Here is a 16793-nt window from a genome sequence, read left to right as displayed (position 1 = left end):
GCCAACCTGAAAACTATACCAGCGGTTTGAGGTGCTCACGTTCGCTTTTGCAATCTGCCAGCCCTATGACGGTCGCGAGCTACGAGATACGGTCGGTACATGACGGATGACACATCCAACACCCGCGAGTTGGAAGACTCGATCGTCACCGACTTCGACAAGCGCCTCAGCTATGGGGAATACCTCGCCCTCGATGAGATTCTCGGCGCACAGCACCTGCGCAGCGAGCCCACACACCACGACGAAATGCTGTTCATCATCCAGCACCAGACGAGTGAGCTCTGGCTGAAGTTGATGCTGCACGAACTGCGATCGGCACGACAATCGCTGGCGGCCGACGACCTCGGTACAGCGCTTAAGCGCATCGCCAGGGTCAAGCACATCCAGACCACCATGACCGAGCAGTGGTCGGTGCTGGCGACCCTGACCCCCACCGAATATGCGGAGTTCCGCCAGTTTCTCGCCACCTCGTCCGGCTTTCAGTCGTACCAGTACCGCGCCGTCGAGTTCATGCTCGGCAACAAGAACGAGAAGATGCTGGAAGTCTTCGAGAGCGACCCGGCCGCCCACGAACTCCTGCAGAAACTGCTGCACGAGCCGAGCCTGTACGACGAGTTCCTGCGCTACCTCCACCGCGCCGGTTTCCCGATCCCCGAGACGCTGCTCCAGCGGGACGTCACCCTGGCGCACGTCTTCACCCCCGATCTCGTCCCGGTGCTCGTCGACATCTACCGCACCTCGAAGGAACACTGGCGGGTGTACGAAGCCTGCGAAGAGCTCGTCGACCTCGAAGACAATTTCCAACTCTGGCGCTTCCGACACCTCCGCACGGTCGCCCGCACGATCGGCATCAAGGCGGGCACGGGCGGATCGAGCGGCACCCAGTTTCTCGAGAAGGCGCTGAGCCTCACCTTCTTCCCCGAGCTGTTCGCCGTGCGAAACGAGATCGGCGCCTGATGCTCGGGCGCGCCCTCATCGACGGCAGCTGGGTCGAGGGCACCATCCTGCCCGGCTTCACCGACAGCCACGTGCACCTCGGCCTGGTCGACGCCGCGACCCTGCGCGAGAACGGCATCGCGAGGGTGCTCGACCTCGGCTGGGATCCGGCGGTCGCGCGCGAATGGCCCCAGACGACGGATGCCCGCCTCCCCGTCACCGACGTCGCCGGTCCGATCCTCACGGCGCCGCACGGGTACCCGGCGCAATCCGGTTGGGCGCCGACCGAGGCATCCCGTGCCGTCGGCGCCGTGGACGACGTGGATGCGGCCATCGCCGAGGTGCTCGCCGCCGGTGCGCGCGTGGTGAAGATCGCGCTCAACTCCGACGCCGGGCCGACCTTCGGCGACGACGTTCTCGCCGCGGTGGTCGCGGCGGCACACAGCGCCGCCCTGCCGGTGGTTGCCCACACGCAGGGCACCGGCCAGGCCGCACGCGCTCTGGAGGCCGAGGTCGACGCCCTCGCGCATACTCCCTGGACCGAGACGCTCGACGACTTCGTGCTCACGAGCATGGCGGCGCGTATGTCGTGGATCTCGACCCTCGACATGCATGGCTGGGGCAATTACGGCACGGACTTCGATCGCGCGTTCGGCAATCTCGAGCGGTTCGCGGCACTCGGCGGGCGGGTGCACTACGGCACCGACCTCGGCAACGGCGCACTGCCCGTCGGCCTCAACCGGCGCGAGCTGACGGCACTCATGGCGGCCCTACCGAACGTCATCGAAGCACTGCTGGGCCTGCTCCCGGCGGAACATATGCCGCTGAAGACATTTATCCCTGGCGACGCCGAGGCTGACGTCGTCGAATGGCTTTGCAGGGCCATGGTCATACCCGCAACCGATATTCAGGAGCTGCCAGCATGACCCACCACTTGGACGCGATCGACCCGCTGGCCGGGTTCCCGAGCCGCTTCATCCAGAGCGACCAGGTTCTCGCCTATCTCGACGGCAATTCGCTCGGGCGCCCTCTGACTGCCACCCTCGATCGGCTCGCCGGGTTCGTTGCGCACGACTGGGGTTCGCGCCTGATCCGTTCGTGGGACGAACAATGGATGCAGCTGCCGCTGACCCTCGGAGACCGCATCGGCCACGTCGCCCTCGGCGCTGCCGCCGGTCAGTCGGTGGTCGCCGACTCCACCACCGTGCTGCTCTACAAACTCATTCGGGCGGCCGTGGACGCGCGGCCGGGACGCACCGAGATCGTGATCGACACCGACAATTTCCCGACCGACCGCTTCATCCTGGAGGGCATCGCCGCCGAACGCGGCCTCACACTGAGGTGGATCGAGACCGACCCCGCACTCGGTGCGACCCCCGAGCTCGTCGCCGACGCGGTCGGAGCTGACACCGCACTCGTCGTGCTCAGTCACGTCGCGTACAAGTCCGGGTACATCGCCGATGTCGAGCGAATCACGTCAATCACGCACGAGGCGGGCGCGCTGATCCTCTGGGATCTCTGCCACTCGGCAGGAGTCGTGCCGACCGAGCTCGACGCGTGGAACGTCGACATCGCGGTCGGCTGCAGCTACAAATACCTGAACGGCGGGCCGGGAGCGCCCGCGTTCGCGTATGTCGCGAGCCGGCTGCAACCCGAGCTGCGCCAGCCGATCCAGGGGTGGATGGGCGCGGCAGACGTCTTCGCGATGGCCGACGGTTTCCGGCCGGCCGATGGCATGCGCAGGTTTCTCAGCGGCACGCCCCCGGTGCTCGGGATGGTGCCGCTGCACGACATGGTGGATCAGATCGAGGAGGCCGGCCTCGAGGCCATCCGCGCCAAATCCCTCGCGCTGACGGCTTTCGTCATCGAATTCAGCGATGCCCACCTCGCCGAATTCGGGGTGACCGTGGGCAGCCCGAGAGACGCCGACCACCGCGGCAGCCACGTAACCCTGCAGCATCCCGCCTTCCGCGAGGTGACCCAGCTGTTGTGGCTGCGCGACGTGATTCCCGACTTCCGGTTCCCCGACGGGCTGCGCATCGGCCTGTCGCCGCTCAGCACCACCTTCGCCGAGGTCGAGCTGGGCCTGAACCTCGTCCGTGACATCCTGACCGAACTGGCCGGGTGATGCCGCGGCGCATGGCACTATGAACGTGTGATTGAGCCAGTGCACCCCGACCCCATTGCGGAGGCCGGTCGCCAGTGGATCAAGCACGGCTGGGCCGACGCCGCCGACGGCATGACCGCCATCACGGCGATCATGCGCACCCAACAGATCCTGCTCTCCCGCATCGAGAAGGCTCTCAAGCCGTTCGGGCTAACCTTCTCGCGCTACGAGCTACTCACCCTGCTGAGCTTCACGCGCAGCGGCGCGCTGCCGATGGCCAAGGCGAGCGCCAGGTTGCAGGTGCATCCCACGAGCGTCACCAACGCTGTCGACCGGCTGGAGAGCGCCGGATTCGTCAAGCGCCTCCCCCACCCGACCGACGGCCGGGGAACCCTCGTCGAGATCACGGATGACGGCAGGGCCATCGCCGCGCAGGCGACGGCCGCCCTCAACGCGACGGTCTTCGAAAACCCCGGATTCGAGCAGCCCGAACTCGACAGCCTGATCGGGATGCTCGGCCGGTTCCGTCGCGACGCCGGCGACTTCGGCCAGCCGGAGCCGGCCACGCACGACTAACGGTTGGTGAAGTTGGGGGCGCGCTTCTCGATGAAGGCGCTCATACCCTCTTTCTGGTCGTCGGTCGCGAACGCGGAGTGGAAGAGCCGGCGTTCGAATCGCACCCCGCTGGAGAGCGTGGTCTCGAAAGCCGCATTGACCACTTCTTTCGCCATCATCACGATCGGCAGAGACATCGAGGCAATCTTCGCCGCGGTCTTCAGTGCGTCGTCGAGCAGCTCATCGGCGGCAATCACTCGCGCCACGAGCCCGGCCTTCTCAGCCTCGACCGCGGTGATCGTGCGGCCGGTGAGGATCAGCTCCATCGCCTTGGCTTTGCCGATCGCCCTCGTGAGCCGCTGCGATCCGCCGATGCCCGGGATGACCCCCAGCTTGATCTCGGGCTGGCCGAAGGTGGCGGTGTCTGAGGCCAGGATGAAATCGCACATCATGGCAAGCTCGCATCCACCCCCCAGAGCGTGGCCCGATACTGCGGCGATGATCGGCTTGCGCACCGCTGACAGCCGTTCCCAGCCGGCGAACCAGTCGGCCAGATAGACCTCCAGGTAGGTGTGCGTGGCCATCTCCTTGATGTCGGCACCCGCGGCGAAGGCGCGGGGCGAGCCGGTGATGACGATCGCCCCGACGCCGTCATCGGCGTCCAGTTCTGCGGTGAGTTCGACCAGTTCGTGCATCATCGCCAGGTTGAGGGCGTTGAGCGATTCTGGCCGATTCAGGGTGATCAGCGCCACCCGGTCGCGGCGCTCAAGAAGGATTGTCTCGTAGTCGCTCATGCTGCATCCTTTGGGGAATTGGTGCGGATGGTGTTGATGATCGCGGAGAAGTCTTTGACGTCCCCGCCCTCCTCGGCGAACCTCCGGTAGATGGTCGCTGCGAGGGTTCCGAGTTCGCCGGCGACCCCGGTCGACTGCAGCGCGTTGAGCGCCAGACCAAGGTCTTTCGCCATCAGGGCGCCGCTGAAGCCCGGCTGGTAGTCCCGATTCGCGGGGCTGGTCGGCACGGGCCCGGGCACCGGGCAGTTCGTGGTCAACGCCCAGCACTGGCCAGACGCGCTGGATGCCACATCGAACAGTGCCTGATTGCTGAGGCCGAGCTTCTCGCCCAGCACGAACGCCTCGCTCACGGCGATCATCGAAATGCCGAGGATCATGTTGTTGCAGACCTTCGCGGCCTGGCCCGCACCCGAGGCGCCGCAGTGCACGACCCGGCCCGCCATGATCGACAGGATCGGTTCGGCCATCGCGAAGTCCTCGTCGGCGGCGCCGACCATGAAGGTGAGGGTTCCCGCCTCAGCGCCGACGACGCCGCCGGAAACGGGGGCGTCGATGGCACGGTGGCCGGCGTCGACGGCGAGCGCGGCTGCCTCGCGCGCGTCATCCACGTCGATGGTGGAGCAGTCGATGAACAGGGTGCCGGGCGATGCCGCCGCCAACAGGCCGCCGCTGTAGGCGCTCAGCACATGCGCGCCGCCCGGCAACATCGTGATCACGACGTCGGCGCCAGCGACAGCGCTGACGCCGTCATCCGCGATCGTGACCCCATTTTCTCTGGCGTGCTCCAGCGCCGACGGCACCGGATCGAATCCGGTCACCGTGTGGCCGGCCTTCACGAGGTTGGCCGCCATCGGGCCACCCATGTTTCCCAGCCCGAGAAAAGCGACGTTGCTCATGTTGTGCTCCTGTCCAGTGCGGTGAGGCCGAGTTCGCGCTCGCCCAGCGGCGCGAAATAGTGGTCGATGTCGGCGCGAGTGACCCCGTCGATGCTCGACGGCGACCACGCGGGCTTGCGGTCCTTGTCGATGACCTGCGCGCGAATGCCCTCGACGATCTCGGTGCCTTCGAGAAACCTGAGCCCGACCCGGTACTCCTGATTGAGCACGTCTTCGAGCGTTGATTCGGGCGTCACCCGGCGAATCGCCTCCAGCGCCACACTCACGCTCGTCGGCGACTTCGTGAGAATCATGGATGCCGCGGCTCTGGCATCCTCGACCGGTGAGGCCGCGAGGCGCGCGACGATCTCGCCGGCATCACTTCCCGCATAGGCCTCGTCGATCCAGCCACGGGCGGCGGCCAGCGGCGACGCCGGAGCGGTAGTGGAGTGCCGCGCGATCACCGCGTCGGCGGACTCGCCCTCGAGTTCGGTCAGCAGCTGCTGCAATGTGGCAGCCTCCACGAAGTAGTCGGCCATGCCCGCCTCGATCGCGTCGGCCCCGGAGGCCATCCCGCCGGTGAGGGCGAGGTGCGTGCCGAGTTCGCCGGGCGCCCTCGCCATCAGGAGGGTTCCGCCGACGTCGGGTGCGAATCCGATGCCGACCTCGGGCATGCCGACCTTCGTGCGCTCGGTGACGATGCGGTGTGAGCCGTGCGCCGAGATGCCGATGCCCCCGCCGAGCACAATTCCGTCCATGATAGCGACGAAGGGCTTGGGATAGCGGGCGATGTACGAGTTGAGCCGGTATTCGTCTGCCCAGAAGCTCGCGGCATCCCCCTCGCCGTCTTTGGCTGAACGGTAGATGCTGACGATATCGCCCCCAGCGCACAGCCCGCGCTCCCCGGCGCCGGTGAGTACAACGGTGCGCACCGCGTCATCCGTCTCCCAGGCCGACAGGGCCTCGGTGATGGTCAGGACCATGCCGTGGGTCAGTGCGTTGAGCGCCTTCGGGCGGTTCAGGATGATGCGGCCGACCATTCCCGCGGTGCTCACGAGCACGTCGCCGTTGGTGGTCGCGGGGTCGGCGTTCATCAGCCGTCGGCCAGGCTGCGCCCGACGATCATGCGCATGATCTCGTTGCTGCCCTCAAGGATCTGGTGCACTCGCAGGTCTCGCACAATTCGCTCCAACCCGTATTCGGAGAGGTAGCCGTAGCCGCCATGCAGCTGGATCGCCGCATTCGCGACCGAAAATCCTGCGTCGGTCGCGACTCGCTTCGCCATTGCACACAGCTTAACCTTGTCGGCATCGCCGTTGTCGAGAGCGTGTGCGGCTCTCGCCAGCAGGGTGCGAGCGCACTCGAGTTCGGTGTCCATGTCGGCCAGCTGGAAGAGCAGGGCCTGGTTCTCGATGAGGGGTGCCCCGAACGCCTTGCGCTGTTTCAGGTATGCCACGGATTTGTCGAGAGCGGCCTGCCCGCCTCCCAGAGAGCACGCCCCGATGTTGAGCCGACCGCCGTTGAGGCCGCTCATCGCGATGCCGAAGCCGTCGCCCTCTCCCGCCAGCATCGCGCTCGCCGGCACGCGCACGTCGTCGAGGATGACCTGCCGGGTGGGCTGGGCGTGCCAGCCCATCTTCTTTTCGAGCGGGCCAAAGCTGAGGCCCTCGGTTCCATCGGCGACCAGGAAGGCGCTGATGCCGTGGCTGCCCGTATCTTCGGTGCGCGCGAGCACGATGTAGAGACCGGCTGCGCCTGCCCCAGAGATGAACTGCTTCACCCCGGTGATGACATAGTCGTCACCATCGCGCACGGCGCGCGTGCTGAGCGCCGCAGCGTCAGACCCGACGCCGGGCTCGGTGAGGCAGTAACTGCCGAGCGTCGTCATCGCGGTGAGCTGGGGAATCCACTCGGCGCGCTGGGTGTCGGTTCCGTAGGTGTCGACCATCCACGTCACCATGTTGTGGATCGAGATGTAGGCAGCGATCGTGCTGTCGCCGGCGGCGAGCGCCTCGAAGATCAGCACGGAATCTGCCCGGCTCAGCCCCGAACCACCAAACTCTTCTCGTGTGTAAATGCCGCCCATGCCGAGGGCGCCAGCCTCCTCGAGCACGTCGATCGGGAAGTGGTGAGTTTCGTCCCACTCGGCCGCGTTGGGCGCGAGCGACTCCGCCGCGAACTGCGCCACCATCTCCACGAGGGCCTGCTGGTCTTCTGTTACTGGATACATCGACTACCTATCGCTTATTGCCCTACCGCCCTCGCGGGCACCCATCTATAATAGTTGGACATCCTACTAAAAACTAGGAAGTCCAACTAAACCACGGAGAGTGTGATGAAGATCGCAGTACTCGTCAAAGAAGTGCCCGACACCTGGGGCGACCGCAGGATCGACCCGGCGACCAAGCGCGTCGACCGCAGCGGCGACCTGGTGATCGATGAGATCAACGAGAAGGCCGTCGAAGTCGCCCTGCTCACCAAGGAGGCGAACTCCGGATCCGAGGTGACGGCCGTGACAATGGGGCCGCACCACGCTCTCGCTGCCGTCCGCAAGGCCCTCGCGATGGGTGCAGACAACGGCATCCATATCGAGGATGACGGCCTCGCCGGTTCCGACGCGGTGCAGACCTCCGCCGCCCTCGCGGCGGCCCTGCGCGACCGCGGGTTCGACCTGATCATCGCCGGCAACGAATCGACGGATGGCCGTGCCGGCGCTGTGCCCGCGATGCTCGCCGAGCGGCTCGGCTTCGCCCAGCTCACCTTCCTGCGCACCCTCGCGGTCGACGGTGCCACCGTCAGCGGCGAACGGCTCACGGCAACCGGCCACCTCGACGTGACGGCCCAGCTGCCCGCGGTCGTCTCGGTCACCGAGCAGATCGCCGAGGCCAGATTCCCGAGCTTCAAGGGCATCCTGTCTGCCAAGAAAAAGAAGGTAGACGCGGTGTCGCTCGGCGATCTCGGGCTGGCTGGCGACGACACCGGAGGAGCGCACTCCTGGTCGGTGGTCGAGCAGGTCACCGAGCGCCCCGCCCGACAGGGCGGCACGATCATCAAAGATGACGGCACCGCCGGAACGCAGGTTGCCGAATTCCTCATCGCAGCGAAACTCATTTAGGAGCACGCCATGGCACAGGTACTGATTCTTGCCCAGCACGTGGACGGCGAACTCGCCGCAAGCACCGGTGAGCTCCTCGCGGCGGCCGCCATCGCCGGAGACCCGGCCGCGGTGATCGTCGTCGACGAAGGCGACGGAGCGGAGCTCGCGGCGAAGCTCGGCTCCCTCGGCGCGCAGAACGTCTACGTCGCCTCGACGCCCAACGCGTCGGGCACACTGATCACGCCACAGGTGGCGGCCATGCACGCGGCAGTGCAGGCCGCGAGCCCATCGGCGGTCATCGTCGGCAGCGATACGGACAGTCGCGAGATCGCCGCGCGGCTCGCGGTGCGTGCCGACGGCGCCCTGCTCCACGACGTGGAGGGCATCGAAGGTTCTGGCGATTCGCTCGTCGTCTCGCAGCAGGCCTTCGGCGGGTCGTATTCCGTGCGGGCGGTGGCCGCCCGCGGCATCCCGATCATCTCTCTTCGTCCCAACTCGGTCGAGGGCGCAGCACCGGCCGCGGCTGGCACAGTCATCCCCATCGACATCGCGGGCGACACGGCTCCCGCGTCGACGATCAGCGGACGCCACGAGAAGGGCGAACAGTCCGAGCGGCCCAGCCTGCAAACGGCGGACATCGTCGTCTCCGGGGGCCGCGGCCTCGGCTCGCAGGAGAAATTCGTGCTCGTCGAACAGCTGGCCGATTCCCTGGGGGCCGCCGTGGGAGCGAGTCGCGCGGCGGTCGACGCCGGCTACGTCGACCACACGATGCAGGTCGGCCAGACCGGCGTCACTGTCTCACCGACCCTCTACATCGCCCTCGGCATCTCGGGTGCCATCCAGCACCGGGCGGGCATGCAGAGCGCGAAGACGATCATCGCGATCAACAAGGATGCCGACTCACCCATCTTCGATATCGCCGACTTCGGTGTCGTGGGAGACATTTTCACCGTGGTGCCTCAGCTCATCGAGGCTGTGAAGGCGCGGAAAGGCTGAGTCAACCGACGTACCTGTGAGTCGGCCCCACCCCTGGCGGGCCCGATCAGGCGTCAGGGTTGCAGCACGACCTTGATGCAGCCGTCCTGCTTGTTCTTGAACAGCTCGTACATCTCGGCCGCCTGCTCGAGCGGCACCTTGTGAGTCACCAGGTCGGTCACACCGAGCGGGTCGCTCGGGTCTTCGACGAGGTGCCACAGGTCAGAGATCCAGCGGTGCACATTGCACTGGCCCATCTTCAGGGTGAGGCCCTTGTCGAACATGGTCAGCATCGGCAAGGGATCCGCCACACCGCCATAGACGCCGCTCAGCGAGACGGTTCCTCCTCGCTGCACGGCTTCCAGCGCGAGCAGCAACGCGGCCAGCCGGTCGACGCCCACAGTCTTCGCCAGCTTCTTGGCCGCTGCTGCCGGCAGGAGCCCGACCGCATTTTGCGCGAACGCCGCCACCGGGCTGCCGTGCGCTTCCATGCCGACCGCATCCAGCACGGAGTGCGGCCCACGCCCATCCGTGAGCCCGCGAAGCTTTTCGAGCACGTCGTCGGTTAGGTCGAGGGTCTCGACGCCGTGCCGTTCGGCCATCGCCCGACGCTCCGGCACCGGATCGACCGCAATCACGCGGTAACCCAGATGCTTTCCGATGCGGGTCGCGAACTGGCCGACGGGCCCCAGGCCGATCACCGCGAGGGTGCCGCCATCCGGAACGTTCGCGTACTGCACGCCCTGCCAGGCGGTGGGAAGGATGTCGCTCAGAAATAAGTATCGCTCGTCGGGCAGGTCGCCGTTGATCTTGATCGCGTTGAAGTCGGCGAACTGCACCCGCAGAAATTCGGCCTGTCCACCGGGAACGCGACCGTAGATCTCGGTGTAGCCGTAGAGCGACGCCGCCGCCTTTTGGTCGCGGTTCTGGGTTGTTTCGCATTGGGAGGTTAGCCCCCTGGTGCACATGTAGCAGTAGCCGCACGCGATGACGAAGGGGATGACCACCCGGTCGCCGACGCGCAGCTTTTGCACAGCGTCGCCGACCTCGGTCACCACGCCCATGGACTCGTGACCCATCACGTCATGCTGGTGCATGAACGGCCCGAGCACGTCGAGCAGGTGAAGGTCTGATCCGCAAATCGCGGTCGAGGTGATGGCGATGACGACATCAGTGGGGTCGACGATGTGGGCTGTCGGCACGTCTTCGACGGCGACTTTTCCGGTGGACTGCCAGGTAAGAGCTCTCATCCTTCAGGTCTACGTGGTGTCGCAGCTTTCGGGAACGGGTTGACTGCGCCTGCCCGACGAACTATCGAGATTGGCACCTGTGGCCGGGTGGGCCGGAAGCTGGGTGCACTATTACTAGGGAGCAATCACATTGCTCACCCCCGCCAGCGGGGATCCCCACAATGAGGAGATTTGTCGATGACCCACACCGCTTCCGATGCACGCTACGAAAGTGCACAGTTTCGCCGCACCGGCGCGAGCGGACTGCTACTTCCAGCGGTCTCATTGGGTCTGTGGCAGAACTTCGGGAACACGACCCCCTTCGAAACCCAGCGACAGATTGTGACTCGCGCGTTCGATCTTGGCGTTACTCACTTCGACCTGGCCAACAATTACGGACCGCCATACGGCAGCGCCGAGAGCAACTTTGGCGAAATCCTTCGAACGAGTCTCGCTGCCTATCGCGACGAGCTCGTGATATCGACGAAGGCTGGCTACGACATGTGGCCCGGCCCCTACGGCAATTTCGGATCCCGCAAGTACCTGCGGGCCAGCCTCGATCAGTCCCTCGGTCGGCTCGGAGTCGACTACGTCGACATCTTCTACTCCCACCGCGCAGACCCCGATACACCGCTCGAAGAGACCATGGGCGCGCTGCACGATGCCGTCGTATCCGGGAAGGCGCTTTACGCGGGAATCTCCAGCTACTCCCCGCAACGCACGCGGGAGGCAGCAGAGATCCTCGCCCGAATGGGCACGCCGTTGTTGATCCACCAGCCCTCATATTCCATGTTCAACCGCTGGATCGAGGATGACCTGCTCGGCACGCTGGATGAGCTGGGTGCCGGCTGCATCGCTTTCTCCCCGCTGGCACAGGGGCTGCTGACGGATCGATACCTCAACGGCATCCCGGACGATTCACGAGCCGCGCGAGACGGATCCATGGATCGCGATGTCATCTCTGCAGAAACCCTGGATCACGTTCGCGCCCTCAACACCATCGCCCACGACCGTGGCCAGACCCTTGCGCAGCTGGCGCTCGCCTGGTGCCTTCGCGACGCGCGGGTCACGTCAGTTCTGGTCGGCGCCTCGAGTGTCGCTCAGCTCGAAGACAACCTCGCTGCGACGGCGAACATCACCTTCGACGACGCGGAACTCCGCGAAATCGACGAGCACGCAGTGAACCTGGGCATCAACCTGTGGGAGGCATCCAGCAACGTCTAATCCGCCTATCGAGATTGACGCTTGCGGCCGGGCTTCGGCTGGCCCTTGACGGCCGGAGCTCGGCCTTTGCCCTTCGAAGCCTTCGCCTTGCCACCGGGCTTCGCCGCGGATGCCGCCGCAGACTTCGCTGACTTGTCCAGCTGTCGTTCGGCATCGATGAGGAACGCTTCGCCCTCGGCGGTGAGCTGGGTTGATGTGGCGCTCGAGTCGAACAGCTCGTACCCGAGCTGCTGCTCAAGAGACCGGATGGCGGCGATGAGGCTGGAGCGCGGAACCCCGAGCGACTTCGCGGCGTGCGCGAAGTGCAGCTGCCGCGCTGCCGCGACAAATTGCTTGAGCAGGGAATGATCCATTGGCCTCAGGGTATGCGATCAACGGCAACCGCGATCACCCAGGCCGCGGCAAGGCTCCCGCCCAGGGCGACACCGAGCGCGATGAGAGCAACCTGCAGCCCCGGCCCGGGAAGGACTCGGCCGGCGGAGAGTTCGGTGTGCACCATCCGGTACCGCGCCGTCGCCACGACGTACGCTCCCGCGCCGAGGCCGAGGGAGATCACGCCGATGATGCCAGCAACGATCCCCAAGGTCGGGGCGCCCAGTTTGATGACGAGCATGGCGCCGACCGCCAGGGCGAGACACGTTCGACGCCAGGCCAGCAGCGTTCGCTCGGGCTGCAGCCCGATGTCGAACGGGGCGTCACTCACCAGAGAAATCCGATCAGCACCAGCACGCCCACCACAAGAACGCCACCGATGATGAGCCCACCGATCGTCAGGCCCGGCAGCGCGACCCCCAGTCGCATGGAGCGCTCGGTTCTCGCCCAGCTGATTCCGCCCTGGACTATCGCAATCAGCCCGAGCGCGATGAGCACGAGTGCAGCACTGAGCCTGAGTTCGGGGTGGGCCGGAACCTGGAGCGCCTCGAGCGCAACGCCCGCAGCGATCAGCGCAAGGGAGGTGCGCACCCAGGCGAGGAAGGTCCGCTCATTGGCGAGACTGAAACGCGGATCCGGTTCGCCGCCGGCGCCGTACACCCAGCGGGGCCGCCGGGTGTCTTTCGGCTCCGAGCCAGAGGCGGGGTTCACGTCATCCAACTGCATGAAGCTTGTACCTAACGTCGTGGGAGCCCGCGCGATGGCACGGTGACAGCGCATTCAGCCTAATGTGCGGCCTGCTCACTTCTGTTGGCGCGGTTTGGGTTTCTTTTCCGGAAGCGTCTCGACCTGCCAGAATGCGCGGGCGACCCAGCTCGCGAGCAGTTCCGGCTCGGATGCCCACGCGGCCGGTAACCCGACGTATTCGCGCATGGGACGCTCGCTCGGCCCGAAGGGCGCGATGGCGTCGATCTCCTGCAGCTCTGCCCTCGTCGCCTCATCCAGCACGCGGATGCCGATGGTCGAGCCGAAGAGCCCCGCGAACATGTTTCCGTTGACGAAGGCCCCGAGATTGCCAAACATCGGCTTGATCGTGATCGTTGGCGCGTCAGGGATGACGGAGCGAAAGAGCTCTTTATCGCTCTCGGTTGGCTTCGGAAGCTGCATCAGTCGCCCGCCGTCACCGGCACCGTGCCGAGGTCGCTGACTTCCGCGGCGCCGTCATCCAAATACTGAGCCGAAATCGTGCGGTACGAGCGGGTGAAGAAGGCTGCGATCGCAGCCATGACCATCAGCAGCCCCGCGACCAGAAATACCAGGGCGATCCCGCGCGCCTGGCCCTCGCCCAGCAACCAGCCCAGGTTCTGCTGGCCAGCACGCGAGTTCATGAACGGGATGATGATGAACTCCGCGATCGGGGCAATCATGAACGCCGTGATGGGTGCTGCAGCAGACTCGAACGCCGCAGCAAATCCGAAGACTCGGCCCTGGGTGCGGAAGGGCACGACCTTTTGGATGACCGTCTGCTCCGCCGCCTCGACGGCGGGGATGAGCATCATGTAGATCCAGATGCCCAGCGCGTACAGCCACCACCACTCGCGAATCGTGAACAGCGCCCCGAGAATTCCCATCACGATCACCAGCAGCAGCATGGTGCGGATGGGGTTGCGACCGAGGCCGAATCTGGCGATGAGCAGACCGCCCAGGATGAAACCGGTCGACGTGATTCCGAGCACGATGCCCCACACCTCGACGGGGAACATCTCGAGGCCGTACGGATCCATCAGGGCTATGTACACCCCGCCAATCAGGTTGTTGAACGTCGAGAAGATGATCAGGGCGAACAGACCGGTCGCCGCTCGCACCGCCGTGATGCTGCCGCGCAGGTCGATAAGCGGTGACCGCGTGCCCTGCTGCTCCGGCTTGTCTTCGGGGATGCGCAGGGTCAGCAAGTGCACGAGCGCCCCTGCGGTGATGACCAGGGCGATGACCAGCGTCCACCCCATGCCGAGCAGGCCGATGGACAACCCGCTGAACACGCTGGTGACCATGAACGCGAGCCCCTGGACTGTGCCCACCAGACCGTTCGCGTTGGCGTGCCGCTCGGTCGGCACCAACAGCGTCACGGTGGTCGACAGCGCGATGTTGCGCATGTTTTCGATGACCGCGCCGAACAGGATGATGCCCGAGAACGCCCAGAACATCGGCCCGCCGATGTTGAGCAGGGTCGACTCCGGGAAGAGCAGGTAGATGACTCCCGCGATTCCGAAGGCAACGAGCGTTACCGACCCGGCGAACAGCATCACGAGATGTTTGCGATGCCGGTCGACGATCGTGCCGAACACCATCGAGAACGCTGCGACCAGCAGCATGTACGCACCGCCGACGATGCCGGTGGCGAGCACCGACCGCGTTTCGAGGTACACCCAGAAGGTCAGCGCGAACCAGAGGTAACTCGTGGTGACGTTGGCGATGGCGGTGTTCACCAGAATCTGGCGGAAGGTGCGCATGCCTCCTACCGGCGGTGCGGGGGCATCGACCGGAGTTGCAGTCTCGTCTGGGGCAGACATCCATGCCATTCTCGCAGCCATGACCGTCATTCGCGTGGGGAACACTTCCGTCGGGAGTAGGAGCAGAATGTTCGTACTCGAGTATCAGCGTCGGCCGGGAGGACGAAATGAGCGACCTTGAGGTGCGCGAACTATTCCTGCGGGCAATCACGGACAACGATCCGGTGACGATGCGCGAAGGCCTCGAGCGTTTGTTCGGCCTCACCGGGGAGGGGCTCTCCCCTGACGCTGAGTATCGGCTTCGTGACGACGGTTACGTGATGGAGATGCCGCAGTCGGGGGAGCGCATACGTGGACGTGAGGCCATGCGGGCGATGCAGGAGGCTTTTCCCGTTCCCCCCTCGATCACCCTCCGCCGAGTCGTAGGCTCGGGGCAAGTCTGGGTCGTCGAGGGGGTGAATGACTACGCCGGAGACGTGTGGCACGTGGTGGTCATCCTGGAGTTCGGTGCGGACGGGTCGATCATTCGCGACACGCGCTATTACACGCCAAAGTCCGAGGCCCCCGACTGGCGGTCCGAATGGGCGGAGCCCATCGACTAGACGACTTTGCAACAGTCACATCTGCAGCACCGCGTCGGCGATTTCGGGGCGGCTGAGGATGCGGAAATGCCCTCCTGTGGGGAGGCCAATATTGCGGGCCCCCGCCAGTTCGCTGCCCTCGGGGATGTGGGGATCGAACTGCCCATAGATGGATGTGATGCGTGAGTTCACCGACAGGTTCTCGCCGAGCAGGACGGTCGTGGCATCCAGCGGTGAAAACGCTCGAAGGCTCTGAAGCGGCAGATAGGGCGCATACCGGGAGCCGGCGAAGGGCGCACTCACGGCCACCATCGACGCGATCCGCTGGTCGATATCCAGCGTGGCCATCGCATACTTTCCGATCAGGCCGCCTTTGCTGTGGGTGACCAGCAGCACATCCCTGAGGTCGTAGTGACGGATCACATCGACCACCGCTGCCGCCGACTCCACAATGGGGCGAGAGTTGCGGCCGAGGGCTGCGAGCACATAGACGGGATGCCCGGCGTCGTGCATCTTCTCCACCAGGGGCCGCATGAACTGCCACGTCTCCCAGATTCCCGGGATAACGACGATGGGGCGCCCTGCGCCAGACCGGTAGGCCTCGGGGCGTCGGCGGTCGACGGCCGCGCGAAACTGCCAGTATCCGGCGTACCCGTAGTCGAGCATCCACCACCAGCCGTTGCGGAGCGCCTTCATAGCTGCCGTTCCGACCGGGAGCTGAAGTGCACGATGGCCTCGGCGACCTCGGCCGGACCGGAGTGGATGACGTTGTGGCTGTGCCCCTTGAAGGTGCGGGATGCTCCCCCGGCGACCTGGGAAGCCAGCCACTCGGTCCACCCCTCATTGGCGATCGTGTCGTACTCGCCACGAATCACCAGCAGCGGCTTCCGCAGCAGCCCGATGCGCTCGTGGGTGTCGTACTCCAGCATCTCCCTCGTCTCCGTCAGGAACCAGGGGAGTCCGGTGCGTACATAGCCGTGCGCGGCCATCAGCTTCGTCGCCATCGGCTCAGTCAGCGCGTCAGCGGCCAGAAGCGCCCCCTGGATCGCCACGTTGTCCCAGCGGGGGTCGACAACCGGCCCCGCCAGCACGACGGACTCAACCAGGTCCGGGCGGGTGATTGCAAGCTCCAGCGCGAACTGTGCGCCCATGGAGTGCCCCACGACCACGACCGGCCCACCGGCGGTGCGCTCGACTACGCTCGCGATGCTCGCCGCATACTGCTCCACCGAGATGGGCCGGTCGGGGGTGGGGGTCGCGCCATAACCCGGAAGGTCGGGGGCGATCGTGTCGCCCGATGCTGACAGTGCTTTCGCGAGAGGCGTGAACGAACGGTGCGAGAGGCCAATGCCGTGCAGAAGCAGGTACGTCGGCCGATCACCCGTTTGCGAGGCCGGACCCGCCATTCGGAAGACCCGGTGTTGCTCCCGGCGCCTGCGCGAAGCACGGTGAGCGGCTTGTTTCATCTGCCCAGCCTGCAGCATGACGGCTGTCGATGGCAGGCCTTGACGAGCTCCTCACATACTCCCGCTACCGCC

General features: G+C 65.8%; 20 protein-coding genes. 8 read left to right on the top strand and 12 right to left on the bottom strand.

The features are described 5' to 3' along the window. Nucleotides 1-99 precede the first annotated feature (99 nt). The 4 genes from QMG83_RS01840 to QMG83_RS01825 are packed head-to-tail and all read left to right on the top strand — an operon-like array spanning nucleotide 100 to nucleotide 3619. Nucleotides 100-957 (top strand): tryptophan 2,3-dioxygenase, encoded by an 858-nt coding sequence (locus QMG83_RS01840; protein WP_283503662.1) that lies wholly within the window; start codon nucleotides 100-102, stop codon nucleotides 955-957. After that, on the top strand, nucleotides 957-1862 hold the full coding sequence (locus tag QMG83_RS01835; RefSeq protein WP_283503661.1) for an amidohydrolase family protein: 906 nt from the start codon (nucleotides 957-959) through the stop codon (nucleotides 1860-1862). The genes QMG83_RS01840 and QMG83_RS01835 overlap by 1 nt, the downstream gene beginning before the upstream one ends. Then, nucleotides 1859-3064 (top strand): kynureninase, encoded by a 1206-nt coding sequence (locus QMG83_RS01830; protein WP_283503660.1) that lies wholly within the window; start codon nucleotides 1859-1861, stop codon nucleotides 3062-3064. Before QMG83_RS01835 ends, QMG83_RS01830 begins: the two co-directional genes overlap by 4 nt. A gap of 27 nt (nucleotides 3065-3091) precedes the next feature. Continuing rightward, a complete protein-coding gene (locus QMG83_RS01825; RefSeq protein ID WP_283503659.1) occupies nucleotides 3092-3619 on the top strand; it encodes a MarR family winged helix-turn-helix transcriptional regulator in 528 nt (175 codons plus the stop codon). On the opposite strand, the gene QMG83_RS01820 is transcribed toward QMG83_RS01825, so the two are convergent. The 4 genes from QMG83_RS01820 to QMG83_RS01805 are packed head-to-tail and all read right to left on the bottom strand — an operon-like array spanning nucleotide 3616 to nucleotide 7497. After that, nucleotides 3616-4392 carry an enoyl-CoA hydratase gene (locus tag QMG83_RS01820; RefSeq protein ID WP_283503658.1) on the bottom strand — a complete coding sequence of 259 codons (777 nt, stop codon included), beginning with the start codon at nucleotides 4390-4392 and terminating at the stop codon, nucleotides 3616-3618. The genes QMG83_RS01825 and QMG83_RS01820 overlap by 4 nt on opposite strands. After that, nucleotides 4389-5288 carry a 3-hydroxyisobutyrate dehydrogenase gene (gene mmsB, locus QMG83_RS01815; protein WP_283503657.1) on the bottom strand — a complete coding sequence of 300 codons (900 nt, stop codon included), beginning with the start codon at nucleotides 5286-5288 and terminating at the stop codon, nucleotides 4389-4391. The genes QMG83_RS01820 and mmsB overlap by 4 nt, the downstream gene beginning before the upstream one ends. Continuing rightward, the gene (locus QMG83_RS01810; RefSeq protein WP_283503656.1) at nucleotides 5285-6361 is read right to left on the bottom strand and encodes an enoyl-CoA hydratase/isomerase family protein; all 1077 of its coding nucleotides are present in this window, start codon (nucleotides 6359-6361) and stop codon (nucleotides 5285-5287) included. Before QMG83_RS01810 ends, mmsB begins: the two co-directional genes overlap by 4 nt. Beyond that, nucleotides 6361-7497 (bottom strand): acyl-CoA dehydrogenase family protein, encoded by a 1137-nt coding sequence (locus QMG83_RS01805; protein WP_283503655.1) that lies wholly within the window; start codon nucleotides 7495-7497, stop codon nucleotides 6361-6363. The genes QMG83_RS01810 and QMG83_RS01805 overlap by 1 nt, the downstream gene beginning before the upstream one ends. Before the next feature lie 105 nt (nucleotides 7498-7602). Between QMG83_RS01805 and QMG83_RS01800 the strand changes: the two genes are divergently transcribed. Both QMG83_RS01800 and QMG83_RS01795 read left to right on the top strand, forming a co-directional pair. Further along, nucleotides 7603-8382, top strand: coding sequence for an electron transfer flavoprotein subunit beta/FixA family protein (locus QMG83_RS01800; RefSeq protein ID WP_283503654.1), 780 nt, complete (start codon nucleotides 7603-7605; stop codon nucleotides 8380-8382). Between the two features lie 9 nt (nucleotides 8383-8391). Beyond that, nucleotides 8392-9360: an electron transfer flavoprotein subunit alpha/FixB family protein gene (locus QMG83_RS01795; protein ID WP_283503653.1), complete on the top strand. Its 969-nt coding sequence runs from the start codon at nucleotides 8392-8394 to the stop codon at nucleotides 9358-9360. Nucleotides 9361-9413: 53 nt separating this feature from the next. Here the strand turns inward: QMG83_RS01795 and QMG83_RS01790 are convergent, their stop codons facing one another. Next, nucleotides 9414-10589 (bottom strand): alcohol dehydrogenase catalytic domain-containing protein, encoded by a 1176-nt coding sequence (locus QMG83_RS01790; RefSeq protein ID WP_283503652.1) that lies wholly within the window; start codon nucleotides 10587-10589, stop codon nucleotides 9414-9416. 177 nt (nucleotides 10590-10766) lie between these two features. Between QMG83_RS01790 and mgrA the strand changes: the two genes are divergently transcribed. After that, complete coding sequence (mgrA, locus tag QMG83_RS01785) at nucleotides 10767-11792, top strand: L-glyceraldehyde 3-phosphate reductase (protein ID WP_283503651.1); 1026 nt, start codon at nucleotides 10767-10769, stop codon at nucleotides 11790-11792. 5 nt (nucleotides 11793-11797) lie between these two features. Here mgrA and QMG83_RS01780 read toward each other — a convergent pair whose 3' ends face one another. The 5 genes from QMG83_RS01780 to QMG83_RS01760 form a co-directional block, all read right to left on the bottom strand. Next, nucleotides 11798-12145, bottom strand: a complete 348-nt coding sequence (locus QMG83_RS01780; protein ID WP_283503650.1) for a LysR family transcriptional regulator — start codon at nucleotides 12143-12145, stop codon at nucleotides 11798-11800. 5 nt (nucleotides 12146-12150) lie between these two features. Next, nucleotides 12151-12495 carry a YidH family protein gene (locus QMG83_RS01775; protein ID WP_283503649.1) on the bottom strand — a complete coding sequence of 115 codons (345 nt, stop codon included), beginning with the start codon at nucleotides 12493-12495 and terminating at the stop codon, nucleotides 12151-12153. Then, complete coding sequence (locus tag QMG83_RS01770; protein ID WP_283503648.1) at nucleotides 12492-12890, bottom strand: YidH family protein; 399 nt, start codon at nucleotides 12888-12890, stop codon at nucleotides 12492-12494. The genes QMG83_RS01775 and QMG83_RS01770 overlap by 4 nt, the downstream gene beginning before the upstream one ends. A 75-nt stretch (nucleotides 12891-12965) precedes the next feature. Then, complete coding sequence (locus QMG83_RS01765; protein ID WP_283503647.1) at nucleotides 12966-13331, bottom strand: TfoX/Sxy family protein; 366 nt, start codon at nucleotides 13329-13331, stop codon at nucleotides 12966-12968. Next, nucleotides 13331-14734 carry an MFS transporter gene (locus tag QMG83_RS01760; RefSeq protein ID WP_502948987.1) on the bottom strand — a complete coding sequence of 468 codons (1404 nt, stop codon included), beginning with the start codon at nucleotides 14732-14734 and terminating at the stop codon, nucleotides 13331-13333. Before QMG83_RS01760 ends, QMG83_RS01765 begins: the two co-directional genes overlap by 1 nt. Before the next feature lie 107 nt (nucleotides 14735-14841). Between QMG83_RS01760 and QMG83_RS01755 the strand changes: the two genes are divergently transcribed. Then, nucleotides 14842-15276, top strand: coding sequence for a hypothetical protein (locus QMG83_RS01755; protein ID WP_283503646.1), 435 nt, complete (start codon nucleotides 14842-14844; stop codon nucleotides 15274-15276). A 15-nt stretch (nucleotides 15277-15291) separates the two neighbouring features. Here the strand turns inward: QMG83_RS01755 and QMG83_RS01750 are convergent, their stop codons facing one another. Then, entirely contained in the window at nucleotides 15292-15951 is a 660-nt protein-coding gene (locus QMG83_RS01750; protein ID WP_283503645.1) for an esterase/lipase family protein, read from the bottom strand. Then, nucleotides 15948-16721 (bottom strand): alpha/beta fold hydrolase, encoded by a 774-nt coding sequence (locus QMG83_RS01745; protein ID WP_283503644.1) that lies wholly within the window; start codon nucleotides 16719-16721, stop codon nucleotides 15948-15950. Before QMG83_RS01745 ends, QMG83_RS01750 begins: the two co-directional genes overlap by 4 nt. Between the last annotated feature and the right edge of the window lie 72 nt (nucleotides 16722-16793).

This window comes from Salinibacterium sp. G-O1, from assembly GCF_030063305.1.
Lineage (GTDB): Bacteria > Actinomycetota > Actinomycetes > Actinomycetales > Microbacteriaceae > Rhodoglobus.
Note: the sequence above shows the minus strand (reverse complement) of the source record. Positions and strands in the feature narration are given on the sequence as shown.